Below are 23,013 nucleotides of genomic sequence, written 5' to 3' on the forward strand. Positions count from 1 at the left end.
TCGCCATCTGCACCTGATGAGAAAAGACCATGTACGACTGGCTGAACGCCCTGCCCAAGGCAGAACTGCATTTGCACCTCGAAGGCTCGCTGGAGCCTGAGCTGCTGTTCGCCCTGGCCGAACGCAACAAGATCGCCCTGCCGTGGAGCGACGTCGATACCCTGCGCAAAGCGTACGCCTTCAACAACCTGCAAGAATTTCTCGACCTGTATTACCAGGGCGCCGACGTGTTGCGCACCTCGCAGGATTTCTACGACCTGACCTGGGCGTACCTGTTGCGCTGCAAGGCGCAGAACGTGATTCACACCGAACCGTTCTTCGACCCGCAAACCCATACCGACCGTGGCGTACCGTTCGAAGTGGTGCTGAACGGCATCGCCGCGGCCCTCAAGGATGGCGAGCAGCAACTGGGCATCACCAGCGGTTTGATCCTCAGCTTCCTGCGCCACTTGAGCGAAGACGAAGCGCAGAAAACCCTCGATCAAGCGCTGCCGTTCCGCGACGCATTTGTCGCCGTGGGCCTGGACAGTTCCGAGATGGGTCACCCGCCGAGCAAGTTCCAGCGCGTGTTTGACCGTGCCCGTCACGAAGGCTTCCTGACCGTGGCCCACGCCGGTGAAGAAGGCCCGCCCGAGTACATTTGGGAGGCCCTCGACCTGCTGAAAATCCAGCGCATCGACCATGGCGTGCGCGCCATCGAAGACGAGCGTTTGATGCAGCGGATCATAGACGAGCAGATCCCGCTGACCGTGTGCCCGTTGTCGAACACCAAGCTCTGCGTGTTCGATCACATGTCCCAGCACAACATCCTCGACATGCTTGAACGTGGCGTGAAAGTCACCGTGAACTCGGATGACCCGGCGTACTTCGGCGGCTACGTGACCGAGAACTTCCACGCGCTGTACACCGATCTGGGCATGACTCAGGATCAGGCCAAGCGCCTCGCGCAGAACAGCCTGGATGCGCGGTTGGTCAAACCGTAAGCCATACCGCATAACCCCATGTGGGAGCGAGCCTGCTCGCGATGACTGAGTGTCAGCCGACATTTAAGTGTCTGACACACCGCTATCGCGAGCAGGCTCACTCCTACAGGGATTGTGATCAGTTGACGATCACTGCCTCAGTCAACTCCTCCAGCGTCTTCCCTCGCGTCTCCATCCCGAACACCCACACCACCCCCGCCGCAATCGCAAAACACATCGCCCCCAACGCGAAGACTCCGCCCTGCCCGGTCACCGGAAACACCAACCCCGTCACCAAGGGACCGAGCAACGAGCCCACCCGCCCAATCGCCGAGGCAAACCCCGAGCCCGTGGCGCGTGCCGACGTGGGGTACAACTCCGGGGTGTAGGTGTAGAGCACCGCCCACATGCCGAACAAAAAGAACTGCATCAACAGCCCCGACGCGATCAACAGGCTGACATTGCCGCCAAACACCGCGCTTTGCCCGTAGAGAAACGCCATCACGCCGCCGCCGAGCAAGGTCACGACGCACACCGGTTTACGTCCCCAACGCTCCACCAGCCAGGCGGCCATGAGGAAACCGGGAATCCCGCCGAGGGAAATCAGCACCGTGTAATACACGGACTGTGTCACGGCAAAACCCGACTGCTGCAACAAGGCACTGAGCCAGGACGTGAGGCCGTAGAAACCCAGCAAGGCAAAGAACCACACGCTCCAGATCATCATCGTGCGCTGGCGATACTGCGGCGACCAGATCTGCCGCAACGCCGAAAAGAAGTTACCCGGCGTCGTCGCCACATGCGGCAGGCGAATCGGCTCAGGCAAGTCCGAATGTCCCAGCGACACACGCACACGTTCTTCGATCCGAAGCAGCACCGTGTCGGCCGCCGCATGATGCCCGGCCTGTTCCAGCCAGCGTGGCGACTCAGGAATGAAAAAGCGGATCGCCAGTACAAACACCGCCGGCACCGCCAGAACGAGGAAGATGTCCCGCCAGCCAATCACCGGCAACAGGAAATAGGACAGCACCCCGGCCGCGACAAAACCCAGCGGCCAGAAACCGTCCATCAACGCAATGTAACGTCCACGTTTCTTGGCCGGGATCAGCTCGGACAGCATCGATTGGGCAATCGGAAACTCCATGCCCATACCGATGCCCAGGAGGATTCGGAACAGGGTCAGCGTTTCAACGCTCTGCGCCGTGGAACACAGGTAACTGGCGATGCCCCACAGCACGATGCTCCACTGGAACACCGGCTTGCGACCAAAGCGGTCGGCCAACATGCCCGACAGTGAAGCGCCCAGCACCATGCCGAAGAAACTCGAACTGGCCAGCAACCCGGCCTGCGCCGAACTCAGGCCGAACTCGGTTTTGATCGAGCCGAGCAGAAAGGTCATCATCGCCAGGTCCATGGAGTCGAAGAAAAACGCCAGGGCAATGATGATGAAAATGATCCGGTGATAACCGCTGATGGGCAGACGTTCCAATCGTTCTGCCGCGCTGAAGCCTCGTGTTTCCATGCCACATCCCCCACCCGAAAATCCCTGGATCGAGTGTGCGCGATAGCGTCTGGCGGCTATTGCTGGATGCGACCTGTCCACAGCTCTGAACGACGCCTGAACCCGCTGGCGGCAGACGTCGGCATCAGGACGCTCTAAAGCGCCATTTCCAGCTCGGTTTCCTTGGCGAAACGGTGGATTTCACGCTGCCCTGTGGCGGTGACCTGCAAGGCGCGGGATTCGTTGGGCAGGCTCAACCAGCCTGATTGCATGAACAGCTGCAACAGGGCGGCGCCCAGTGAGCCGCCCATGTGCGGGCGTCTTTCGCTCCAGTCCGGGCAGGCGCAGGCCACTCGACTGTTGCGATGGGCGAGCGCCTGGATGAACACGCCGCGTGTCGCCAGTTGCGTGGAGCCTTTGTGGGTAATCATGACCCGCTGATCGATCTGTTCGATCCAGCCTGCATCCAGCAATCGCTGGTAAAGGTCGGCGGCCAGGGTGCCGCCCAAATGATCGTCGCACAGTCGCGCCCGCAGCAGCGACGAAGGCGCCGTCTGAGGTTTGGCGATGGGATTGGGGCGCTTGAAAACTTCCGGGACTTCCCGTGGCGTACTGGCTAGCGTCGCGCTAGCCAATGCCTCGATGGCCGCGCCGACCTCGGGGGCTGCCAGACGGAAAAACCGCTTTCGCCCGCGAACGTCAACTTTCAACAGACCGCCTGCGGACAATCGCCCCAGGTGCGCGCTGGCCGAAGAGGGTGACAGGCCGGCCAACAACGCCAGCTCTTCGGTATGCCGCGCCGCGCCGTCCATCAAGGCCCACATCATTGCGCTGCGCTTTGGGTCAGCCAGTAACGTGGCGATCTGGCTGATGCAAGGTGCATGTTCCATGTATTCACTCCCTGTTGAATCGTTTCGTCTGCTGCTCAGAGACATCTTGACCAGTAATGTGTCGTCGGCCAAGACGCGGAAACCGCCATAAGCCGGGCAAAGTCCCCCGCTCACCCGAGCCATTTCTTCGCAGCCAGGGCAAAGGTCGGATACTTGAGCGGAGTGCCAGCCGACTGTAACGCGGACTCGCCATCGCGAGATCGACGGTGCGTACATGAGGCGGGCGCTAGTATAAGCGGGTTAACCGCCGGTTCCTGCCCCTGGGAAACCGTGGGTGCTGATAGTTGCTGACAGAAATTTCGCTATTTGCCTGCGACTATTGATCGTTGCTCGATATCGTCGGGAATTGCCGGCCCAAATCAGCGCATCGACTGGCAAGCATTTCCCGCAGCAGGTTCACAGGCTTACTCAATTGTGCGCGATGGGCGCACAGCAAATTCAGAGGTGCGCGCTCACAGAGCAGTTCCGGCATTAACACTTTCAACCGTCCGGCGAGCACATCGGCGGCGACATCGAGCCAGGACTTGTAAGCGATCCCGGCGCCGGCCACCGCCCACAAACGCACCACATCGGCATCGTCACTGAAACGATCACCGCTGACGGTCAGGCCGACTTCGCGTTTACCGTCATGAAAACTCCAGTGATCGTGGACCCGGCTGCCCAGCATGAACAACAAACAATTGTGCTGGGCCAATTGCTCCAGCTGCCGGGGTTCGCCATGTTTGGCCAGGTAATCCGGCGCAGCGCACAGGACGCGACGGTTCTGCGGGGCGATGGGCAGCGCCACCAGGCTCGAGTCTTCCGGCTCGCCATAGCGCAGGGCGATGTCGACCGGTTGCCGGAACAGGTCGGCGATGCGATCACCGAGCAACAACCTCACGGTCAGTTTCGGATGCTCGTGCTGAAACTCGTCCAGCCACGGCAATAACAGGTTGCGGCCAAAGTCCGACGGAGCGGATAGCTGCAAGATCCCGCTGACCTGATCCTGACCACTGGCCAGCAATCGGCGTCCTTCATCCAGATTGCTCAGCGCCGCCCGGGCATATTCCAGAAAGCCCTCGCCTTCGGCAGTCAGGCGCAGGCTGCGGGTGGACCGCGCGAGCAAGCGTGCGCCGAGTTGTTGCTCGATGCGCTTCAACGCGGCGCTGGCCACCGCCGCGGACATGTCCATCACCCGCGCCGCCGCCGACAGGCTCCCCAGATCGGCAGCGCGGACGAACAGCTGCAAGTCATCGAAACGCAGCATTTTCAGCCTCTATTATCAAAAAAATATTGAAAGAGACTGCTCTTTTAGCGGGTTTTATCTTGCAGCGAAATAGCCAATCATCTGTGCCATCGAATTCATCACGCTCCCGGAGTCGTCCATGTCCCAGCCATTTACCGCCATCGCCACGCTCATCGCCAAAGCCGGCCAGCAAGACGCCCTCGAACAGCACCTGCGCGCGCTGCTGGAACCGACCCGCGCCGAGCCCGGTTGCGGCCAATACGATCTGCACCAGGACCTCGCCAATCCCCTGGCCTTCTACATGATCGAGCAGTGGAGCAGCGACGAAGCCCTGCAAGCGCATGACGCCAGCGCCCACATCCAGAACTTCCGGGCCAAGGCCGGTGCCTTCCTCGAACACTTCGACCTCAAGCGCCTGCGTACCGTGGCCTGACACCCTCTTTTATTACCTTTGGGAATTCCCTAGATGAAAGCCATTGCCTATTACAACGCGTTGCCGATCAGCGACGAACACTCCCTGCAAGACATCGAGTTGCCAGAACCGGTGGCCGGCCCACGCGACCTGTTGGTGGAGGTCAAAGCCATCTCGGTCAACCCGGTGGACACCAAGGTCCGCCAGAGCGTCCAGCCTGAAGCAGGCGCGGCCAAGGTGCTGGGTTGGGACGTGGCCGGCGTGGTCAAGGCCGTCGGCAGCGACGTGACCTTGTTCAAGGTCGGCGACAAGGTTTTTTACGCGGGCTCCATTGCGCGTGCGGGCGGCAACAGCGAACGCCATGTGGTGGATGAGCGGATCGTTGGCCACATGCCGAAAACCCTCGGTTTCGCCGAAGCCGCCGCACTGCCGCTGACCGCCATCACCGCTTGGGAATTGCTCTTTGAGCGCCTGCAAGTGCGCGAAGGCAATACCGATGAAGGTCAGAGTCTGTTGATCGTCGGCGCGGCCGGTGGCGTGGGTTCGATCCTCACGCAATTAGCCAGCCAGCTCACCGGGCTTAAGGTCATCGGCACCGCTTCACGTCCGCAAACCCAAGGCTGGGTTCGTGAATTGGGCGCCGACCTGGTGATCGATCACAGCCAACCGCTAAGCGAAGAACTCAAGCGTGCCGGCGTGGACGCCGTGACCCATGTCGCCAGCCTGACCCAGACCGATCAGCATCTGGACCAATTGGTCGAGGCACTGGCGCCGCAAGGCAAGCTGGCGCTGATCGATGACCCCAAGTCGCTGGACGTGACCAAGCTCAAACGCAAGAGCCTGTCGCTGCACTGGGAGTTCATGTATACCCGCTCGCTGTTCGAAACCGCGGACATGATCGAGCAGCACAAATTGCTCAACCGCGTAGCCGGGCTGATCGACGCCGGCACTTTGAAAACCACGGTCGGCGAGCACTTCGGCACCATCAACGCGGCCAACCTGCGCCGTGCACATGCGTTGCTGGAGAGCGGCAAAGCCAAGGGCAAGATTGTACTGGAAGGCTTCTGAAACATGATGAAACAGTGTCGCTCAGCAATGAGCGACACCGTCAGTCCGAAGGTTGACCTCTGTCACAATAGCGATCGTATTCGGGTCTACAATCGAAATCTCTGCGGCACAATCTTTACGTAGCAACTTTTACGAGAGGAGAGATCAGCAATGAAGATCCTGATAAAAGAAGTGGCTAAATCTCAGTGGCAAGTCCGTCTGGACCAGCATGCCGTGACCTTTCGCAGTGAAGCCGAAGCACTGGCCTTTACCCGAACCCTCGAAGCCCGCCTGTACGCCCCCCACCAGATTCCCGGTCGCCAACAGCAGCGCGCTGCTGGCTGAGCCCGTCCTCAAACCTGGGCTTGCGCCAACGCCCGGGCATTTTGCAAACGACGGGTGAGCATCGCCATGCTCACCACCAACACTCCGCACAGGCTGATGACCATCGCCATCGGCACGGCGCTGCCATCGTGTAAAACACCGACCAGCGCAGCCGCACCGGCCGCGACGGTGAACTGCAGGCACCCGAGCAATGCCGACGCACTGCCGGCGCGGGCGCCCTGCCCGTTCATGGCACATGCCGACGCATTGGGCAGGATGCAGCCGAGGCTGGAGATGCAAATAAACAGCGGGATCAGCAACGGCCACAGGTGCTCAGGGTGCAGCGCACTCACAGCGAGCAACGCCAGGCCGGCGGCCAGGTAAACCCACACAGCACGCGCCAGCAAGAACGCCGGACCGCGCTTGGCCAGCAATCGCGCATTGACTTGCGCCGTCAGAATAAACCCCGCCGCGTTGATGCCGAACAGCCAGCCGAAATGCTCGGCCGGTACACCGTAGAGCTTGATGAACACGAACGGGGATCCGGCGATGTAGGAAAACATCCCGGCGATGGCGATGCCACCCGTCAGCGCGTGACCGAAATAGACCCGATCCGACAACAGGCGGCCGTACTGACGCAAGGCACCCGACAATGGCTGACGTGGCATATGCGCGGGCAGGCTTTCCGGCAACCCGAGTGCCACGGCCAAGCCGGCCAGGGCACTGAAACCGGACAACGCCAGGAAGATCGACTGCCAACCTGTGGTGTTGACCAGCAAGCCGCCGAGCATCGGCGCGAGAATCGGCGCCAGGCCCATGACCAGCATCAGTTGCGAATAGACTTTTGCCGAGCCCACGGCGTCGCATTTATCACTGACCACCGCACGGGAAATCACCATCCCCGCACAACCGCCCAACGCCTGGACAAATCGCGCGCCGATCAGCCATTCGAGGTTCGGCGCATACGCGCAGGCCAGCGAAGCGAGGGTGAACAGACCGACCCCGGTCAGCAACGGGATACGCCGCCCAAAACGATCGGCCACCGGGCCGTAGGCCAGCTGGCCAATCGACAAACCGAGGAAGTACGCCGCCAGGGTCAGTTGAACGTGTTTTTCATCGGTGCCAAAGGCCAGCGCCATTGCCGGGAAGGCGGGCAGATAGAAATCGATCGCCAGCGGACCGAAAGCGGTCAGGGCGCCAAGAATCAAAATGGTACGGAAATTCATCAGGCATCCAGTTGAGCATGCGTCGGCAGGCCCCACAGTCTAGCCGGGCATGAACGCCTTGAACATTCCGATAGCTCGCTAACTATTAAAAACCCGCTGAATGAATGCAGAACAATGTGGGATTGCGTTGGATCAGGCGACTTTGGCTTCGTAGCCTTCTTCGGTGATCGCGGCGATCACTTGCTCAACCGTCAGCGCGCTCTCGACCCCGACTTCCTTGGCCGCCAGATCAACCCGCACGCTGGCCGCCGGATCCTTGGCCTGCACCGCCTGGGTAATGGCTTTGACGCAGTGACCGCAAGACATGCCCTGAACGTTGAACACTTGCATGGTGTGGCTCCTTTATTGAGGTTGCGAGCAGTCTCGAGCTTGCCACCGTGGCAAGGTCAAGTTCTTCGACAATCTGCCGGGCTGGCATTCGGCGGCGCGCTCGGCCAAGCTGCGTGCATCAATGACTCGATTTCAGGAGATTCAGCCATGCGCTGGTCAGCTCTCAGCCTGTTTGGCTTCCTCAGCCTCTTTGCCGCGACACCTTCGGTTCAAGCCGCCGGGGAGGACTATGGCGTACTGATCATTTCCCGCGAGCGCCTGGAAGTCGCGACCTCCTGCGAAATCGGCGTGTACATCCAGGATCAACTGTCCGCACGACTGTTCCAGGAGCAAAGCACCTCGTTCAACCTGCCGCCGGGCAATGTGTCCCTGCGCCTCAAACTGCTGCCGGGCCAGGTGCCGGGTTGCAACCCGGGCATGCTCGCGCCGGGCTCGCAGATCATCTCGCTCAAGGCGGGTGATGTGTTGAAGTTCCGGATCGCGATGACGCAGGAAGGGATGTACCTCAAGCCTGCCGCACTCGAATACTGAGCAAATCCAATGTGAAACCCTTGTGGGAGCGAGCCTGCTCGCGAATGCGGTGTGTCAGTCAATATCTGCATCACTGACACACCGAATTCGCGAGCAGGCTCGCTCCCACAGAGTTCGGCGGTGACACAAACATTGGTGCTTGACCTTGCCCGCATGGCAAGGTTGATCCTGTAGGCATCTACTACAGGGAGCGCGACCGATGTCCGAATCCACCACGTTCGATCTGCCGATTGCCGGCATGACCTGCGCCAGTTGCGCCGGGCGTGTCGAACGCGCCTTGAGCAAAGTCATCGGCGCCACCGCCGTCAGCGTCAACCTGGCCACCGAACAGGCCCGCGTCCAGGCGCCCAGCGACAGCTTGCCCGCGCTGATGGACGCTGTTGAACAGGCCGGTTACAGCGTGCCCCGGCACAGCCTGGAACTGAGCATCGACGGCATGACGTGCGCCTCGTGCGTCGGCCGGGTCGAACGGACGCTGGCCAAGGTGCCGGGGGTCCAGAGCGTCAGCGTCAACCTGGCCAACGAACGCGCCCACCTCGAACTGCTCGGCCAGATCGATCCGCAGACCTTGATCGCGGCAGTGACCAAAGCCGGTTACGCCGCCAGTGTCTGGGAAGTCGAACACCCACCCACCGACACTCAACAACAGCGCCTGCACCGTGAGCGGTGGGCGCTGATCATGGCCATCGTCCTCGCCTTGCCGCTGGTCCTGCCCATGTTGCTGCAACCGTTCGGCGTGCACTGGATGCTTCCCGCCTGGGCGCAATTCGCCCTGGCAACGCCGGTGCAATTCATCTTCGGCGCACGTTTCTATGTGGCAGCCTGGAAAGCCGTGCGCGCCGGGGCCGGGAATATGGATTTGCTGGTCGCCCTCGGCACCAGTGCCGGTTACGGCCTGAGTCTTTACGAATGGGCCACTGCCGCCGGGCGCATGCCGCACCTGTATTTCGAAGCCTCGGCTGTGGTGATTGCCTTGGTCCTGCTCGGCAAATACCTGGAAAGCCGCGCCAAGCGCCAGACCGCCAGCGCCATTCGCGCCCTCGAAGCCTTGCGCCCGGAGCGGGCGATTCAGGTGATCGATGGCCGCGAACAAGACGTCGCCATCAGTGCCCTGCGCCTCAATGACCTGGTCATGGTCAAACCCGGTGAACGCTTCCCGGTGGACGGCGAAGTGGTCGAAGGCCAGAGCCACGCCGACGAAGCGCTGATCAGCGGCGAAAGCCTGCCGGTGCCCAAGCAACCCGGCGACAAGGTCACCGGCGGCGCGATCAACGGTGAAGGGCGCTTGTTGGTGCGTACCCAGGCCTTGGGCGCGGAAACCGTGTTGGCGCGCATCATTCGTCTGGTCGAAGACGCCCAGGCCGCCAAGGCGCCGATCCAGAAACTGGTGGATAAAGTCAGCCAGGTATTCGTGCCCACCGTCCTGCTGATCGCGTTGGCGACCTTCATCGGTTGGTGGCTGTACGGCGCGCCGATTGAAACCGCCCTGATCAATGCCGTCGCGGTGCTGGTGATTGCCTGCCCCTGTGCCCTGGGACTGGCCACGCCAACAGCGATCATGGCCGGGACCGGCGTGGCCGCACGTCACGGGATTCTGATCAAGGACGCCGAAGCGCTGGAACGCGCGCATGAAGTCAGTGCGGTGGTGTTCGACAAGACCGGCACACTGACCTCGGGCGCGCCGCGCATTGCGCATTTGACGGCCATCGACGGCGACGAATCCGCCCTGCTGCAAATGGCCGGCGCGCTGCACCGGGGCAGCGAACACCCGCTGGCCAAGGCCGTGCTGGATGCCTGCGCCGAACGCGGTTTGAACGTGGCCGATGTCAGCGACAGTCAATCACTGACGGGCCGAGGCATCGCCGGCACGCTTGAGGGGCGTCGACTGGCATTGGGCAATCGTCGTCTATTGGAAGAAAGTGGTTTAACCGCGGGTTCGTTGGCGGACTCGGCAACCGCCTGGGAAACCGAAGGCCGAACCCTGTCCTGGCTGATCGAGCAAAGCCCCGAACCGACAGTGCTCGGCCTCTTTGCCTTTGGCGACACCCTCAAACCCGGCGCCCTGCAAGCCGTGCAACAGCTCAGCGCGCGGCACATCAGCAGCCACCTGCTGACCGGTGACAACCGTGGCAGTGCCAAAGTCGTCGCCGAGGCGTTGGGCATCACCGATGTCCACGCCGAAGTGCTGCCGGCCGACAAAGCCGCCACCGTCGCCACACTGAAAAAAACCGGCGTGGTGGCGATGGTCGGCGACGGCATCAACGATGCCCCGGCGCTGGCGGCGGCGGACATCGGCATCGCCATGGGCGGCGGCACCGACGTGGCGATGCACGCGGCCGGGATCACCCTGATGCGCGGCGATCCACGGCTGGTGCCGGCGGCGCTGGAGATCAGCCGCAAGACGTATGCGAAGATCCGGCAGAACCTGTTCTGGGCCTTTGTCTATAACTTGATCGGCATTCCGCTGGCAGCGTTCGGCTTCCTCAACCCGGTGCTGGCCGGTACGGCCATGGCATTGTCGAGCGTCAGCGTGGTGAGCAATGCGTTACTGTTGAAAACCTGGAAGCCCAAGGACCTGGAGGACAATTGATGAACATCGGTCAAGCAGCCCGTCAAAGCGGCCTGAGCGCGAAGATGCTCCGTTACTACGAGTCCATCGGCCTGCTCAAGGCTGCCCATCGCACCGACAGCGGCTACCGCGTTTATGGCGACGATGATTTGCACACGCTGGCGTTCATCAAGCGCTCCCGGGACCTGGGGTTTTCACTGGAAGAAGTGGGCAAGCTGCTGACCCTCTGGCAGGACCGCCAACGCGCCAGCGCCGACGTGAAGGCCCTGGCCCGTCAGCACATCGACGAGCTGAACCAGAAGATCCGCGAGCTCGGCCAGTTGCGCGACACCCTGCAAGACCTGGTCGAGCATTGCCAGGGCGACCATCGCCCCGACTGCCCGATCCTCAAGAACCTGGCGTCGGGCTGCTGCGCCGAACCTGTGCGCCCCTGATCGCCAGCCCCTTCACCACCAGCAACGTTGTGAGGGGAATGCCGTGGAACAGCAACACCACCGCACCCGGCGTCCACCACGAATAAAACGGCGCGGCGACCAACATGCCGACGCCGAACCCGGTCATTTGCAGCAGCGTCAACAAGCTGAAAATCGGCAAACGCAGAGCGTCCGGTTCACGTTGCAAACGGGACATCAGGCCGACTTCCGAGAAGCCGTCGCCCAATCCCGCCGGCAACGAGAACAACAACAAACCGAACAGGGTCTGCTGCTGAAACATCAGGATGAAGCCGCAGGACATCAGCAACACCCCGAAGAAAAACCGCCGCTCCAGATTGATGTTGTCCGAGCCTTTCAGGCGACTGGCGATTCGCGCACCGATCAATTTTCCGCTAGCCCAGACTGCCAGCGCCAGGCCCAATGTTGTGCTGGCCGCTTCGGGGGTCAGTAGTTTGGAAATTATGGGCAAGCCCACGTTGTGCGCGGCACTGCCAAGGGTGTCGGCCATGGTGACCGCGAGCATTGCGGCCACTACCGGTGCGCTGCGCAACCCTTGGCGCAACGCCGACCATTCGCCTCCCTTGTCGGCCGATTCATCACTGGCCACCGGGATCGAAAAGCGCAGCGGCAGGATGAACAACGCGGCCAACAGATACGTCACCACGTTCAGCGCAAACACCGTCTCAAACCCAAACGCCGCTACCAACAGGCCCGCCACCAGACTGCCGCCGACCATCGCGGCCGAGGAGGCAGAGGTAATCCAGGCATTGGTCTTGAGCAGGTGTTCGTCATTGATCAAGTACGGCAGCTGACTGTTCAGGCCGATGGCAAACATCGAGTTGCCGAAGCCCAGGCCAAATGCGATGACCGGCAGCAGCAGCGCCTGTTGAGCAACCGGCAGCACCAGCAACAAGCCGAGCAATCCTGCACGCAACAGGTCGAAGGCGATCAACGGCATGCGCCCGCCCCAACGGCGATAGAACGTGGTGCCGATCAGACTGGCGAAAATCCCGCCACCGACACGGCTGGCGAGGAAGATGCCGACACTCATGGCGCTGTTGCTGAGCAGGTAAACGTAAGTGGCCAGGGCGACCATGTTGAGGAAAGCGCCAAAGTCCGAAACCAGACGGGCGGCGATGATCAGTCGGGCGTTGCGGGTGGAGGTGTTCACATTCAATCCTTGAGTGTGGGAAGTCCGGGAGATCACAAAATTACTGTGGGAGCGAGCCTGCTCGCGAAAGCGATGGATCAGTCGACATTGATGTTGAATGACACACCGCATTCGCGAGCAGGCTCGCTCCCACAGTAAACATCAGTGTTTGGGAAATTGGGGATATCTACAAAAAACCCGGCCGACGCCGGGTTTCTGTTTAGCCCATCACTGCATCCAGGGCGGAGGCGGTTCTTCGGCCTTGCTCGGTGGCGCGTCGTCGGCAGCGCGGATCGCTTGCTTGCGCTCTTCGTCCAGCCGCGCTGCCTCGATTTCGCGGATGACCCCACCAACGTCAGCCAACTCTTCCGGCTCGTCGAACTCACCGGTCAAGATGCTGGCCGGGTGCAAGGTGCCGGCTTCGTACAACGCCCACATTTCCTTGGCGTACTTGGTCTTTTTCAACTCCGGCGCAAACCGCCCGAAGTAGGACGCCATGTTGCCCACGTCCCGCTCCAGCATGTTGAACGCGTGGTTGTTACCCGCCGCATCCACCGCCTGAGGCAAGTCGATGATGACCGGGCCGTCCGGGGTCAACAGCACATTGAACTCGGACAGGTCACCGTGCACCAGACCGGTACACAACATCAGCACGATCTGCGAAATCAGGAACGCGTGATATTCACGGGCCTGGTCCGGTTCCAGCACCACGTCGTTCAGACGCGGCGCGGCATCGCCGTATTCATCGGCCACCAGCTCCATGAGCAGTACGCCTTCGAGGAAGTCATACGGCTTGGGCACCCGCACACCGGCACCGGCCAGACGGAACAGGGCCGCCACTTCGGCGTTCTGCCAGGCGTCTTCGGTTTCTTTCTTGCCGAACTTGGAGCCCTTGGCCATGGCGCGAGCCTGACGGCTGTTGCGCACCTTGCGGCCTTCCTGATACTCGGCCGCCTGACGGAAACTGCGTTTATTCGCCTCCTTGTAGACCTTCGCGCAACGTAACTCGTTGCCGCAGCGCACCACATAAACAGCTGCTTCTTTACCACTCATGAGTGGGCGCAGCACCTCGTCGACCAGACCGTCCTCGATCAGGGGTTCAATGCGTTTTGGAGTCTTCATCAGCTTTTATTGTGGGTCCTTTATTACCAAACACGCGAAAGTCATTCGTTATACGGCAATCCACTCGTTCGGGGGAGGGGTTGCCGACCTGTGAACGACGTGATGCACACAATGTGCCGGATTAATCGCTCATCCGCCGCCGGTCGTCAATGACCGTCGCAGATCATAGCCGAGCCAGTGACTCGCGTAAGCGAATGGTTTTGAGGGCATTTACGACAGAAGCTGACATCCGGACTCACACCCTTCGTAGGATTTTTCCAAACAGCCCTCAATTTCCCCCGCCAGCAGCCGAAGTCATCAGTGACAAAGGTATTTGTCCGACAATCGTTCCTACAGAAAACGACGGCGCACTCACGGACGCAACACGTAAAACAACGTTTTCGGCTGCCAATATTCCGCGAGTCATCTGCACTGCGTGGGCCTACAAGAAAATCTGGAGCGCGGATGAACATCAAACAGAAGTTGACCTGGGCGTTTGCAATCATCGCCTGCTTGCCCGTGGTGCTGGTCGCCACCCTCGTTGTGATGAACCTGCGCAGCGATGCCAAGGAAAGTTTCGTCGACGGCAGCGGTCGTGAAATTCGTCAGGTCAGCAACGCCATGCAATTGTTTTTCGACGGCATCAGCCAGAACGTCGACTACCTGGCCAAACAACCGCTGATCAAGGACTCCGACGACAGCCTCAAGACTTACATGAGCGCCAACGCCGAGAGCATTCCGCAAGGCGAGATGGACAAAAAAGTCTTCGGCCTCCTGCAAGACCTGGGCAACAGCCACCCGTCCTACGCCTATGCCATTCTCGGCACCGCGGCCGGTGGTTATGTGTCCTGGCCGGACGATGCCAAGCTGAACAACTACGACCCGCGCCAGCGCCCTTGGTACAAAGCGGCCCAGGCCAAGCCGGGCAAGCCGTTTCGCACTGAAGCCTATTATTGGGCACAGGACGATGCGACTTACGTCAGCACCGTGCGCACCATCGACAACAAGTTGGGCAGCAACGGCGGCGTGGTCAGCATCGACGTGACGCTCAAGCAGCTCACCGAAATCGTCAAACAGATCAAGCTCGGTGAAACCGGCTACCTGATGTTGCTGGAAAACACCGGCATGGTCCTGGTGGACCCGAAACAACCGGAACACAACTTCAAGCCGCTGAGCAGCCTCGGCGAGGGTTACGCACAACTGGCCAAGGCCGGCAAAGGCCTGGTGGAAGTCGAGCTCAACGGCGAACGCTACATGGCCAACGTCTGGCCGTCGGAGCAACTGGGCTGGACCTTCATCGGTCTGATCAAACAAAACGACGTAATGAGCTCGGCCACCCAACTGACCTGGCTGATCGCAATCATCGCCGCCGTGCTGGCAGTATTCTTCGCCATCCTCGGCGCCAGTTTCGCCAGTGTCATCGTGCGACCGATCCGCAGCGTTGCCAGCGGTCTGGAAGGCATCGCGCAAGGCGAAGGCGACCTGACCAAGAACCTGGAAATCCGTGGCAGCGACGAAACCGCGCAACTGGCCAGTTGGTTCAACCAGTTCCTGACCGCAATTCGCAACCTGATTCAAAGCATCGGCGGCGCCGCGACCAAGATTCTCGCCACCTCGAAAAGCTCGACCCAGGTCTCCCACGACATGGCCGAAGCTGCCGGGCGCCAGCGTGAAGCGGTGGACATGGTGTCCACGGCGTTCCACGAAATGGTCGCCACCGCCAACGAAGTCGCGCGCTCTTGCAGCCAGGCAGCGGACTCTGCCGACAGCGGCCAGCGTCAGGCACGCGAAGGCCAGCAGCAGATTGATGCGGCGGTGAGCAGCGTTGATCGCTTGAGCCAGGAAATCGAACAGTCGGCGCAGTCAATGCAGCAACTCGAGCGCGACAGCAACGACATCCAGTCGATCCTGGGGACCATTCGTTCGATCGCCGAACAGACCAACCTGCTGGCGCTGAACGCGGCCATTGAAGCGGCACGTGCCGGCGAGCAAGGTCGCGGGTTTGCGGTGGTGGCTGACGAAGTACGGGCGCTGGCCAAACGCACGGCGGATTCCACGGCAGAAATCGACGGCCTGCTCGGCAACCTCGCCAAGCGCACCAGCCAGGTGACTCAACAGATGCACGCGAGCCTGGAAGTGTCGCAGCAGTCGGTGAGCCGCATCGGCGAAGCACGCAACAGCTTCGGGTTGATTCGCGAATCGGTGGACGTGATCCGCGACATGAACACGCAGATCGCGACAGCGGCCGAAGAACAGCATCACGTGGCCGAAGACATCAACCGGCACATCAGCCAGATCCATGGCGATGCGCAATTGGTGGCGGAACTGGCGAACTCGGCGCGTCTGGATTCGCAAAGCCTGGCCGGGCTTTCGAATGAACTGGACGGGTTGGTTCGACGCTTCAAAACCTGATCTCAAGAACACCGCACATCCACTGTGGGAGCGAGCCTGCTCGCGAAAGCGGACCTACATTCAACATGGATTTTGAATGTGACGGCCCCTTCGCGAGCAGGCTCGCTCCCACAGGGAATCAATGTCAGCCACATGTACAGTGTTCACCCAGATCAACTTTGGGAGTGAGCCTGCCATCGATGGAGGTGTTATTGCTTGAAGAGCTCGCCAGGGGTAAACCCGAACAGCCCTTTGAACGCCGCAATAAACGCCGACGTCGAGTCATACCCACACGCCAGCGCGGCATTGGTCACGCTGTCGCCCTCCTCCAGCAAACTCAACGAAGACAACAGTCGCATCCGTTGTCGCCAGCCGCGAAAGCTCAACCCCGTCTCACGCTGAAATAGCCGCATCAGGGTCTTTTCCGACGTTCCCAAGCGCTCTGCCCACGCCTGCAACGTCACGTTCTGTTCGGGACTTTCAATCAATTCGTTGCACAACCCCAGCAGCCGCTCATGCCGTGGCAGCGGCAGGGAAAACCCCACCTCCGGCAAATTAGCCAACTGATCCAGCAACACACCCACCAACCGCGCTTCCTGGCTGTCGCCCTGCGGATATTCCACGGGCAACAAGCAAAAACTCTTGATCAGCTCCCGCGCCAACGGCGTGACTTCCAGCACCCGGCAGCGCCCGTCCGCCCACTCGCAATCCTCGCGGCGCACATACAGGCTGCGCATTTCGGCGCGCATCGAGGTCACGACTTGATGCTCAAGGTCCGCCGGGATCCAGATGCCCCACTGCGGCGGCGCATAGAAACTGCCTTCGGCGGTGTGCACGCCGAGAACGCCGCTGATGGCGTAGGAAAACTGCACCCAGTCGTGGCGATGGGGTGGCGTCCAGGAACCGGCGTTCAGGCTTTCTACCCGGGCGAATAGTGGACGCGGTAAAGCCGACAGGGTCGGGATTGTTCGTTCGAGGGAAAGTTGTCCGTTGGTCGTCATAGAGGGGCCTTATGTCGCATGACGGCAGATAGGGCGACAGTAGGCCAAGTCCTCAATTCCTACAAACACATTCCTTGTGGGAGCGAGCCTGCTCGCGAAGGCGGCGTATCAGACGACATCACCCTTGAATGACGCACCGCATTCGCGAGCAGGCTCGCTCCCACAGGGGAAAGTATCAACGCTCGATGATAGCGGTCACGCCTTGGCCGCCCGCCGCGCAGATCGAGATCAATCCCCGGCCCTTGCCCGCCGCGTCCAGCAACTTCGCCAGATTAGCGACAATGCGCCCACCGGTTGCCGCAAACGGATGCCCGGCCGCCAGTGAACTGCCTTTGACGTTGAGGCGGCTGCGGTCGATGGAGCCCAGTGGCGCATCAAGCCCCAGGCGGGTTTTGCAATACTGCGGATCTTCCCAGGCCTTCAACGTGCAGAGCACTTGCGCGGCGAAGGCTTCGTGGATTTCGTAGTAGTCGAAGTCCTGCAAGGTCAGGCCATTACGCGCCAACAATCGCGGCACCGCGTACACCGGCGCCATCAACAGGCCTTCGGCACCGTTGACGAAATCCACCGCCGCCGCTTCGCCATCGCGCAGGTACGCGAGGATCGGCAAGCCACGTTCCTTCGCCCATTTTTCACTGCCCAGCAGCACCAGCGACGCACCGTCGGTGAGTGGCGTCGAGTTGCCCGCCGTCATCGTGCCCTTGGCACTTTTCTCGAACGCCGGTTTCAGCTTGGCCAGTTGTTCCAGGGTCAGGTCCGGGCGCAGGTTGTTGTCGCGGGTCAGGCCGAGGAACGGTGTCATCAGGTCGTTGTGCCAGCCTTCGGCGTAGGACGCGGCCAGATGGTGATGGCTTTCCAGCGCCAGTTGATCCTGTTCTTCACGGGGGATGTTCCAGGTCTGCGCCATCAGCTCGCAGTGTTCACCCATGGACAAACCAGTGCGCGGTTCACCGTTGCGCGGAAACTCCGGAATCAGATGCCGAGGCCGCAGTTGCAGAAATGTTTTCAGTTTGTCGCCGGTGGTCTTGGCGCGATTGGCTTGCAGCAAAATCTTGCGCAGGCCTTCACTGACGCTGATCGGCGCATCCGAGGTGGTATCGACGCCGCCGGCAATGCCGCAATCGATCTGTCCCAGGGCAATCTTGTTCGCCACCAGCAACGCCGCTTCCAGCCCGGTGCCGCACGCTTGTTGAATGTCGTAGGCCGGCGTTTCCGGCGACAGCCGTGAGCCGAGCACGCATTCGCGGGTCAGGTTCATGTCCCGCGACAGCTTGAGCACCGCCCCCGCGACCACTTCACCCATGCGCAGGCCGTGCAGGTTGTAGCGTTCGATCAAGCCTTCGAGCGCTGCGGTGAGCATCGCCTGGTTACTGGCGGTGGCATACGCCCCGTTGGAGCGGGCGAAAGGAATACGGTTACCGCCGATAATCGCGACGCGGCGCAGCTGAGTCATGAAAAGCTCCTTGTGAAAATTAATGTATGGATGCGCTCCCACAGGGTATGCATTCCAATTCAGGGTTTGCATTCCAATTACGGTCTGCGATCACCCTGAAAGTGCCGCTACAAACTACTCTGCAATGTTCAAGCGTAGGCCTTATCTCGTGGATCGAACGACTGATTGCCATTCGTGGTCCACACTTTGAACCCCAGCCGCCGGAGCACGTTCCATGTCAGACCGTTATATCGACTTCGCCAATTCGTCCATCGGCCATCGCCTGGTCGGGGCCTTGGGTTTGCCGTCGCCGGTTCGCCTGGAGCGCTGGCAGGCAGGCCGGTTGCGGCCTGTCGACGGGGCGCTGTTGATTGGCGGCGGCCCGTTGGCGGACAAGGTCGGCGCTTTCGCCAATCGCCTGACCGACGCGATCTACAGCTACGGCACCGAGCCATCGCTGGCCACCGCGTGGATTCCCGGGCACGGTCCGAAACTCAAAGCCGTGGTGTTCGACGCCAGTCATTTGCTGCAGACCGACCAGCTCAAACAGCTGCGCGAATTCTTCCAGCCGCTGATGAAAAACCTCGATCACAGCGCGCACTTGGTGATTCTGGGCCGTGCACCCGAGACCTTGAGCGACCCGTTCGCCGCCAGTGCCCAGCGTGCGCTGGAAGGCTTCAGCCGTTCGCTGGCCAAGGAACTTCGTAGCGGCGGCACGTTGCAATTGATCTATGTTGGCGACGGTGCGGAAGATCAACTGGAAGGACCTTTGAGGTTTTTCCTCTCGCCGAAAAGTGCGTTTGTGTCCGGGCAAGTGATTCGTTTGAAAGCGTGCACCACGCCCGTTCAGGACTGGACGCGGCCGCTGGCCGGACGCAAGGCGTTGGTGACCGGTGCAGCGCGTGGCATCGGCGCCTCGATCGCCGAGACACTGGCCCGTGACGGCGCCGAAGTGATTCTGCTCGACGTGCCACCGGCAAAAACCGATCTCGACGCCCTCGCCGCACGTCTCGGCGGGCGCAGCATCACCCTCGACATTTGTGCCGAAGACGCTGCCGCACAGTTGATCGAACACCTGCCCGACGGCGTCGACATCGTGGTGCACAACGCAGGGATCACTCGCGACAAAACCCTGGCCAACATGACCCCGGAATTCTGGGACGCCGTACTCGCGGTCAACCTCAACGCGCCACAAGTGCTGACCAAGGCCCTGCTCGACAGCGGCACCCTGCGCGACAACGCTCGGGTGGTTTTGCTGGCCTCCATCAGCGGCATCGCCGGCAATCGCGGGCAAACCAACTACGCGGCGAGCAAGGCCGGGCTGATCGGTTTGGCGCAAGCGTGGGCGCCGTTGCTGGATCAGCGCGGCATCAGCATCAACGCGGTGGTGCCGGGGTTTATTGAAACGCAGATGACCGCGCACATTCCGTTCGGCTTGCGTGAAGCGGGCCGACGCATGAGTTCGCTCGGCCAGGGCGGCTTGCCCCAGGACGTTGCCGAAGCCGTGGCGTGGCTGGCGCAACCGGGCACCGGTGCGTTTACCGGCCAGGCGTTGCGGGTCTGTGGACAAAGTGTTCTGGGGGCCTAGTGATGATCACCGACTGGCACACACTCAATCGCGAACCGAGCCTGCCGGCGTTGTACCTGCGAGCGGCGACGCGACGCAAAATCACCGGCACCACCCTTCCCGACACCGGGTTGCACTGCTGGGTCAATGTCGACCCCAAACACCTCGCGGCGTATCGCAACGTCTGCGGATTTGCCGACAACGGCTTGCTGCCGCCGACCTATCCGCACATCCTCGCGTTCGCCTTGCAGATGCAATTGCTCACGGCAAGCGAGTTTCCGTTTCCCCTGTTGGGGCTGATTCATCTGAGCAACCGCATTCGCGTGTTGCGCCCTATGGGCGGTGTGAATCGGGTACGCGTCAGCGTGCAGGTGCAGAATCTGCAACCCCATGCCAAGGGTGCGACGTTCGATCTGCTGACCACGCTGGACGATCAATTGGGAACGCTCTGGGAAGCACAAAGCCAGATGCTGTGCCGGGGCGTCAAACTGGACGGCGAACCGGTCGAGGAGGTGTTGGCCTCGACGCAGGACATGATCGAAGTGACCCGTTGGAAAGCGCCGGTCGACATTGGCCGCCGGTACGCCAAGGTGTCCGGCGATTACAACCCGATTCACTTGAGTGCCGTCAGCGCGAAACTGTTTGGTTTTCCGACCGCCATTGCTCACGGGTTATGGAACAAGGCGCGCACGTTGGCGGCGCTGGCCGATCACCTGCCCACGGCGAACATCGAGGTTGCCGTGCAGTTTCGCAAACCGGTGCGGTTGCCCAGTGAAGTGACATTGCTGGCGAGTGCGGCGGGGGCCAGTGGAGACTTTCGGTTGGTGGGGGCTGGGGATCTTGAGCACATGGTCGGGCATTGGCGGCCGGTGGCTTGATGCCAGGCAACAAAATCTTTTGCAAGTTTGAAATGGCTTTCGCGAGCAGGCTCGCGAAAGCGGTCGTCCAGACTAAGCCTGAACCAGCGGCTGCGGAAACAGGTTATCCAGCGTCTCCAGCAACCGAACGTGATAAATCGGCTTGCGAAACAGGTCGAGCACCTGCAATCGCAGCATGTCGCTGACGTCCTCCATGTCCGCGTGCCCGGACGTGACGATCACCGGCAAATGCTGACGCGACGTGTGTTCGCGCAAGCGCTTGATCAGTGACATACCGCTTTCCTCTGGCATGCGCAGATCCGTGATCACCAGCGCAATGTCCGGGTGACGGGTCAAGTGCTGCAAGGCGAGCTTGACCGACGTCGCGGTAAAACAACAAAAACCCTCCCCTTCCAGCAACTCCGCCAGTTCCATCAACGCATCCTCCTCGTCATCGACCAGGAGCAGCTGTTGGCGTTGCGGCGAGGGAGCGGTCATGGGGGATTCCTGCAATGGACTTAGTGCTGAAGTTAGTTGTGCCATGGCAGGTTAGCAAACGGCAATGGTCAAGTAGCGGGAAACAACGCTGTGATAGAGGTAAAGACTTTGGTGATGCCTTTCGAAATCGGGTCCATAAACGTGGCCAGTGCAACCGCCGCCATCCCAGCAATGATCGCGTACTCGATACCCGAAGCACCCTCAGTATCTTTGGCCAGGTTGTAGTAGAAAACGATCTCGCTCTTGATGTGCTGAACAGCGCTTTTAAAGGACATGACGACTTCTCCTGAGGACTGCGGGTGTTGCACGGTCGCAACATGATTCCCCTTTGCCAGCACCAGCATTGTCGGCATTCCCCATCCCAACAACTGTAAGAACGTATTAATACTTAAGTAGTAACCCCACCCGTTTTTGGCAAAAAACGGGGTTTGGCGGTTCAGTCACCCACTTTCGTCGGTTTTTTGCCAGCCGGTAATGGCATTTTGCTCTAGCTGAACTACCTTCAAATAGCGAAATAGTTCCATGAATTTAAATGCTTTTTTGGGAATTTATCGCGTTTGACGGTACGGATCATCCGCCATAGGAAAGGGAGAGCCCTCATGAACAGCCGTGTCACCATGGGATTGGCCGGGTTGTTTCTGGTGGGTGCCATCATTGCCGGTTACTGGGGACTTGCTCTGAGCCGTCAACCCACTCCCGAGCCTGTCGTGCAACCCGCCGTCACCTCATCGCCAACCAATCCAACACCTGTGCCAGTGGATGACCCCACGCGCCAGCCGGTTGTAGTCCTGCTGCACGACGTAGCGCCCTTCGTTCAAATCACCGCAGCCGACGTCACCCTCGAAAAACTGCGTACCGCCCCGGCCGGCAGTTTGACCACGCTTGAGCAAGCGATTGGCCGCACGCCGTGGCACGCCCTCACCGCCGGCACCTGGCTCAACGAACAAAGCTTCGAGGCCGGCAGCTCGCTGGCACGAATGATCCGCCCCAATGAACGCGCGCTTGCAGTCGCAGTGGACGAAGTCACCAATGCAGGCGGACAACTGAGCCCAGGGGATTACGTCGACGTGATGCTTTTCCTGCGCGCCGACGCCAACAACACCCAGCAGTCAGCCCAGGTGGTGGTCCCGGCGTTGCGCGTACTCGGGGTCGGCGAACAGTTGGGGCTGACCAACGACGGGCGCCCCGCCACCCCGGCGCGCAGCAGTGAAGAACAACTCAAGCAGGACCAACTGCGTGCCAATGCCCGCTCGGTGTTGCTCGCCGTCCCCGAACCCTTGCTGAGTCGCCTGACGCTCGCGGCCCAGGCCGGCACATTGCGCCTGGCCGTGCGCAGCGCCGAAGAAAAACGCCTGGCCCATTACTGGGCGGGCGAAAGCGCTTCGCCGGCCAATCTCGCCAGCGCCAATCGCGACCTCGTGCAATTCAGTCAACTGGCCCTCGTCGGCACCCCCAAACCCCTCACCCTCGGCGCCAGCACTGCACCGCAGAAAAAAGGCGTGGAAGTCATTCGCGGCAATCAGATCACTCAACAAACTCCCTGAATTGAGCAAGGACGCATCTAC

Annotated in this window: 22 protein-coding genes and 1 pseudogene; 12 read left to right on the forward strand and 11 right to left on the reverse strand. The window is 60.9% G+C overall.

The features are described 5' to 3' along the window. Nucleotides 1-29 precede the first annotated feature (29 nt). Nucleotides 30-983, forward strand: coding sequence for an adenosine deaminase (locus ACWKV5_RS28405; RefSeq protein WP_123436014.1), 954 nt, complete (start codon nucleotides 30-32; stop codon nucleotides 981-983). 118 nt (nucleotides 984-1,101) lie between these two features. Here ACWKV5_RS28405 and ACWKV5_RS28410 read toward each other — a convergent pair whose 3' ends face one another. From ACWKV5_RS28410 to ACWKV5_RS28420, 3 genes are all read right to left on the reverse strand, one after another. Next, complete coding sequence (locus tag ACWKV5_RS28410; protein WP_483843956.1) at nucleotides 1,102-2,484, reverse strand: MFS transporter; 1,383 nt, start codon at nucleotides 2,482-2,484, stop codon at nucleotides 1,102-1,104. 134 nt (nucleotides 2,485-2,618) lie between these two features. Next, nucleotides 2,619-3,353, reverse strand: a complete 735-nt coding sequence (locus ACWKV5_RS28415; protein WP_483843957.1) for an ArsR/SmtB family transcription factor — start codon at nucleotides 3,351-3,353, stop codon at nucleotides 2,619-2,621. A 316-nt stretch (nucleotides 3,354-3,669) separates the two neighbouring features. Next, the gene (locus tag ACWKV5_RS28420) at nucleotides 3,670-4,599 is read right to left on the reverse strand and encodes a LysR family transcriptional regulator (RefSeq protein ID WP_483843958.1); all 930 of its coding nucleotides are present in this window, start codon (nucleotides 4,597-4,599) and stop codon (nucleotides 3,670-3,672) included. Nucleotides 4,600-4,717: 118 nt separating this feature from the next. On the opposite strand from ACWKV5_RS28420, the gene ACWKV5_RS28425 reads away from it, so the two are divergent. From ACWKV5_RS28425 to ACWKV5_RS28435, 3 genes are all read left to right on the forward strand, one after another. Continuing rightward, nucleotides 4,718-5,011 carry a putative quinol monooxygenase gene (locus ACWKV5_RS28425; protein ID WP_483843959.1) on the forward strand — a complete coding sequence of 98 codons (294 nt, stop codon included), beginning with the start codon at nucleotides 4,718-4,720 and terminating at the stop codon, nucleotides 5,009-5,011. A 33-nt stretch (nucleotides 5,012-5,044) separates the two neighbouring features. Then, the gene (locus ACWKV5_RS28430; RefSeq protein WP_483843960.1) at nucleotides 5,045-6,058 is read left to right on the forward strand and encodes a zinc-binding alcohol dehydrogenase family protein; all 1,014 of its coding nucleotides are present in this window, start codon (nucleotides 5,045-5,047) and stop codon (nucleotides 6,056-6,058) included. Between the two features lie 150 nt (nucleotides 6,059-6,208). Then, on the forward strand, nucleotides 6,209-6,382 hold the full coding sequence (locus ACWKV5_RS28435) for a hypothetical protein (RefSeq protein ID WP_172825920.1): 174 nt from the start codon (nucleotides 6,209-6,211) through the stop codon (nucleotides 6,380-6,382). A gap of 8 nt (nucleotides 6,383-6,390) precedes the next feature. Here the strand turns inward: ACWKV5_RS28435 and ACWKV5_RS28440 are convergent, their stop codons facing one another. Both ACWKV5_RS28440 and ACWKV5_RS28445 read right to left on the reverse strand, forming a co-directional pair. Beyond that, nucleotides 6,391-7,587, reverse strand: coding sequence for a multidrug effflux MFS transporter (locus ACWKV5_RS28440; protein WP_483843961.1), 1,197 nt, complete (start codon nucleotides 7,585-7,587; stop codon nucleotides 6,391-6,393). Nucleotides 7,588-7,719: 132 nt separating this feature from the next. Continuing rightward, nucleotides 7,720-7,917: a cation transporter gene (locus ACWKV5_RS28445; RefSeq protein WP_483843962.1), complete on the reverse strand. Its 198-nt coding sequence runs from the start codon at nucleotides 7,915-7,917 to the stop codon at nucleotides 7,720-7,722. Nucleotides 7,918-8,064: 147 nt separating this feature from the next. Between ACWKV5_RS28445 and ACWKV5_RS28450 the strand changes: the two genes are divergently transcribed. From ACWKV5_RS28450 to cueR, 3 genes are all read left to right on the forward strand, one after another. Then, on the forward strand, nucleotides 8,065-8,448 hold the full coding sequence (locus ACWKV5_RS28450) for a hypothetical protein (protein WP_483843963.1): 384 nt from the start codon (nucleotides 8,065-8,067) through the stop codon (nucleotides 8,446-8,448). Between the two features lie 199 nt (nucleotides 8,449-8,647). After that, nucleotides 8,648-11,038, forward strand: a complete 2,391-nt coding sequence (locus tag ACWKV5_RS28455) for a heavy metal translocating P-type ATPase (RefSeq protein WP_483843964.1) — start codon at nucleotides 8,648-8,650, stop codon at nucleotides 11,036-11,038. Beyond that, a complete protein-coding gene (cueR, locus tag ACWKV5_RS28460) occupies nucleotides 11,038-11,451 on the forward strand; it encodes a Cu(I)-responsive transcriptional regulator (RefSeq protein ID WP_483843965.1) in 414 nt (137 codons plus the stop codon). Before ACWKV5_RS28455 ends, cueR begins: the two co-directional genes overlap by 1 nt. On the opposite strand, the gene ACWKV5_RS28465 is transcribed toward cueR, so the two are convergent. Both ACWKV5_RS28465 and ACWKV5_RS28470 read right to left on the reverse strand, forming a co-directional pair. After that, nucleotides 11,405-12,622: an MFS transporter gene (locus ACWKV5_RS28465; RefSeq protein WP_483843966.1), complete on the reverse strand. Its 1,218-nt coding sequence runs from the start codon at nucleotides 12,620-12,622 to the stop codon at nucleotides 11,405-11,407. The genes cueR and ACWKV5_RS28465 overlap by 47 nt on opposite strands. 207 nt (nucleotides 12,623-12,829) lie before the next feature. Next, entirely contained in the window at nucleotides 12,830-13,723 is an 894-nt protein-coding gene (locus ACWKV5_RS28470; RefSeq protein ID WP_123436005.1) for a PA4780 family RIO1-like protein kinase, read from the reverse strand. A 525-nt stretch (nucleotides 13,724-14,248) separates the two neighbouring features. Between ACWKV5_RS28470 and ACWKV5_RS28475 the strand changes: the two are divergent. Both ACWKV5_RS28475 and ACWKV5_RS28480 read left to right on the forward strand, forming a co-directional pair. Beyond that, nucleotides 14,249-15,256: pseudogene (locus ACWKV5_RS28475) on the forward strand (cache domain-containing protein); the annotation flags it as partial. Between the two features lie 129 nt (nucleotides 15,257-15,385). Continuing rightward, nucleotides 15,386-16,114 carry a methyl-accepting chemotaxis protein gene (locus ACWKV5_RS28480; protein ID WP_371258932.1) on the forward strand — a complete coding sequence of 243 codons (729 nt, stop codon included), beginning with the start codon at nucleotides 15,386-15,388 and terminating at the stop codon, nucleotides 16,112-16,114. Nucleotides 16,115-16,302: 188 nt separating this feature from the next. On the opposite strand, the gene ACWKV5_RS28485 is transcribed toward ACWKV5_RS28480, so the two are convergent. Both ACWKV5_RS28485 and ACWKV5_RS28490 read right to left on the reverse strand, forming a co-directional pair. Continuing rightward, the gene (locus tag ACWKV5_RS28485) at nucleotides 16,303-17,094 is read right to left on the reverse strand and encodes an AraC family transcriptional regulator (RefSeq protein WP_483843967.1); all 792 of its coding nucleotides are present in this window, start codon (nucleotides 17,092-17,094) and stop codon (nucleotides 16,303-16,305) included. A 175-nt stretch (nucleotides 17,095-17,269) separates the two neighbouring features. Continuing rightward, nucleotides 17,270-18,547, reverse strand: coding sequence for an acetyl-CoA C-acetyltransferase (locus ACWKV5_RS28490; protein ID WP_483843968.1), 1,278 nt, complete (start codon nucleotides 18,545-18,547; stop codon nucleotides 17,270-17,272). Between the two features lie 214 nt (nucleotides 18,548-18,761). Here ACWKV5_RS28490 and ACWKV5_RS28495 point away from each other — a divergent pair, with 214 nt between their 5' ends. Continuing rightward, nucleotides 18,762-20,114 carry a 3-oxoacyl-ACP reductase gene (locus ACWKV5_RS28495; protein ID WP_483843969.1) on the forward strand — a complete coding sequence of 451 codons (1,353 nt, stop codon included), beginning with the start codon at nucleotides 18,762-18,764 and terminating at the stop codon, nucleotides 20,112-20,114. A 2-nt stretch (nucleotides 20,115-20,116) separates the two neighbouring features. Then, nucleotides 20,117-20,971 carry a MaoC family dehydratase gene (locus ACWKV5_RS28500; RefSeq protein ID WP_483843970.1) on the forward strand — a complete coding sequence of 285 codons (855 nt, stop codon included), beginning with the start codon at nucleotides 20,117-20,119 and terminating at the stop codon, nucleotides 20,969-20,971. A gap of 72 nt (nucleotides 20,972-21,043) precedes the next feature. Here ACWKV5_RS28500 and ACWKV5_RS28505 read toward each other — a convergent pair whose 3' ends face one another. Beyond that, nucleotides 21,044-21,448: a response regulator gene (locus ACWKV5_RS28505; protein ID WP_483843971.1), complete on the reverse strand. Its 405-nt coding sequence runs from the start codon at nucleotides 21,446-21,448 to the stop codon at nucleotides 21,044-21,046. Between the two features lie 68 nt (nucleotides 21,449-21,516). Then, nucleotides 21,517-21,723, reverse strand: a complete 207-nt coding sequence (locus ACWKV5_RS28510; protein ID WP_483843980.1) for a Flp family type IVb pilin — start codon at nucleotides 21,721-21,723, stop codon at nucleotides 21,517-21,519. A 324-nt stretch (nucleotides 21,724-22,047) separates the two neighbouring features. Between ACWKV5_RS28510 and cpaB the strand changes: the two genes are divergently transcribed. Next, complete coding sequence (gene cpaB / locus ACWKV5_RS28515) at nucleotides 22,048-22,992, forward strand: Flp pilus assembly protein CpaB (protein ID WP_483843972.1); 945 nt, start codon at nucleotides 22,048-22,050, stop codon at nucleotides 22,990-22,992. Nucleotides 22,993-23,013: the final 21 nt, after the last annotated feature.

Source organism: Pseudomonas oplopanacis (assembly GCF_057128725.1).

What these genes read in the sequence shown, in the direction of transcription:
- ACWKV5_RS28430 (WP_483843960.1), top strand. Translation starts at nt 5,045, where the DNA reads ATGAAAGCCATTGCCTATTACAACGCGTTGCCGATCAGCGACGAACAC.
- ACWKV5_RS28510 (WP_483843980.1), bottom strand. Translation starts at nt 21,723, where the DNA reads ATGTCCTTTAAAAGCGCTGTTCAGCACATCAAGAGCGAGATCGTTTTC.
- ACWKV5_RS28480 (WP_371258932.1), top strand. Translation starts at nt 15,386, where the DNA reads ATGGTGTCCACGGCGTTCCACGAAATGGTCGCCACCGCCAACGAAGTC.
- ACWKV5_RS28500 (WP_483843970.1), top strand. Translation starts at nt 20,117, where the DNA reads ATGATCACCGACTGGCACACACTCAATCGCGAACCGAGCCTGCCGGCG.
- ACWKV5_RS28470 (WP_123436005.1), bottom strand. Translation starts at nt 13,723, where the DNA reads ATGAAGACTCCAAAACGCATTGAACCCCTGATCGAGGACGGTCTGGTC.
- ACWKV5_RS28440 (WP_483843961.1), bottom strand. Translation starts at nt 7,587, where the DNA reads ATGAATTTCCGTACCATTTTGATTCTTGGCGCCCTGACCGCTTTCGGT.
- ACWKV5_RS28505 (WP_483843971.1), bottom strand. Translation starts at nt 21,448, where the DNA reads ATGACCGCTCCCTCGCCGCAACGCCAACAGCTGCTCCTGGTCGATGAC.
- ACWKV5_RS28410 (WP_483843956.1), bottom strand. Translation starts at nt 2,484, where the DNA reads ATGGAAACACGAGGCTTCAGCGCGGCAGAACGATTGGAACGTCTGCCC.
- ACWKV5_RS28435 (WP_172825920.1), top strand. Translation starts at nt 6,209, where the DNA reads ATGAAGATCCTGATAAAAGAAGTGGCTAAATCTCAGTGGCAAGTCCGT.
- ACWKV5_RS28490 (WP_483843968.1), bottom strand. Translation starts at nt 18,547, where the DNA reads ATGACTCAGCTGCGCCGCGTCGCGATTATCGGCGGTAACCGTATTCCT.
- ACWKV5_RS28405 (WP_123436014.1), top strand. Translation starts at nt 30, where the DNA reads ATGTACGACTGGCTGAACGCCCTGCCCAAGGCAGAACTGCATTTGCAC.
- cueR (WP_483843965.1), top strand. Translation starts at nt 11,038, where the DNA reads ATGAACATCGGTCAAGCAGCCCGTCAAAGCGGCCTGAGCGCGAAGATG.
- ACWKV5_RS28455 (WP_483843964.1), top strand. Translation starts at nt 8,648, where the DNA reads ATGTCCGAATCCACCACGTTCGATCTGCCGATTGCCGGCATGACCTGC.
- ACWKV5_RS28415 (WP_483843957.1), bottom strand. Translation starts at nt 3,353, where the DNA reads ATGGAACATGCACCTTGCATCAGCCAGATCGCCACGTTACTGGCTGAC.
- ACWKV5_RS28485 (WP_483843967.1), bottom strand. Translation starts at nt 17,094, where the DNA reads ATGACGACCAACGGACAACTTTCCCTCGAACGAACAATCCCGACCCTG.
- ACWKV5_RS28445 (WP_483843962.1), bottom strand. Translation starts at nt 7,917, where the DNA reads ATGCAAGTGTTCAACGTTCAGGGCATGTCTTGCGGTCACTGCGTCAAA.
- ACWKV5_RS28425 (WP_483843959.1), top strand. Translation starts at nt 4,718, where the DNA reads ATGTCCCAGCCATTTACCGCCATCGCCACGCTCATCGCCAAAGCCGGC.
- ACWKV5_RS28450 (WP_483843963.1), top strand. Translation starts at nt 8,065, where the DNA reads ATGCGCTGGTCAGCTCTCAGCCTGTTTGGCTTCCTCAGCCTCTTTGCC.
- ACWKV5_RS28495 (WP_483843969.1), top strand. Translation starts at nt 18,762, where the DNA reads ATGTCAGACCGTTATATCGACTTCGCCAATTCGTCCATCGGCCATCGC.
- ACWKV5_RS28420 (WP_483843958.1), bottom strand. Translation starts at nt 4,599, where the DNA reads ATGCTGCGTTTCGATGACTTGCAGCTGTTCGTCCGCGCTGCCGATCTG.
- cpaB (WP_483843972.1), top strand. Translation starts at nt 22,048, where the DNA reads ATGAACAGCCGTGTCACCATGGGATTGGCCGGGTTGTTTCTGGTGGGT.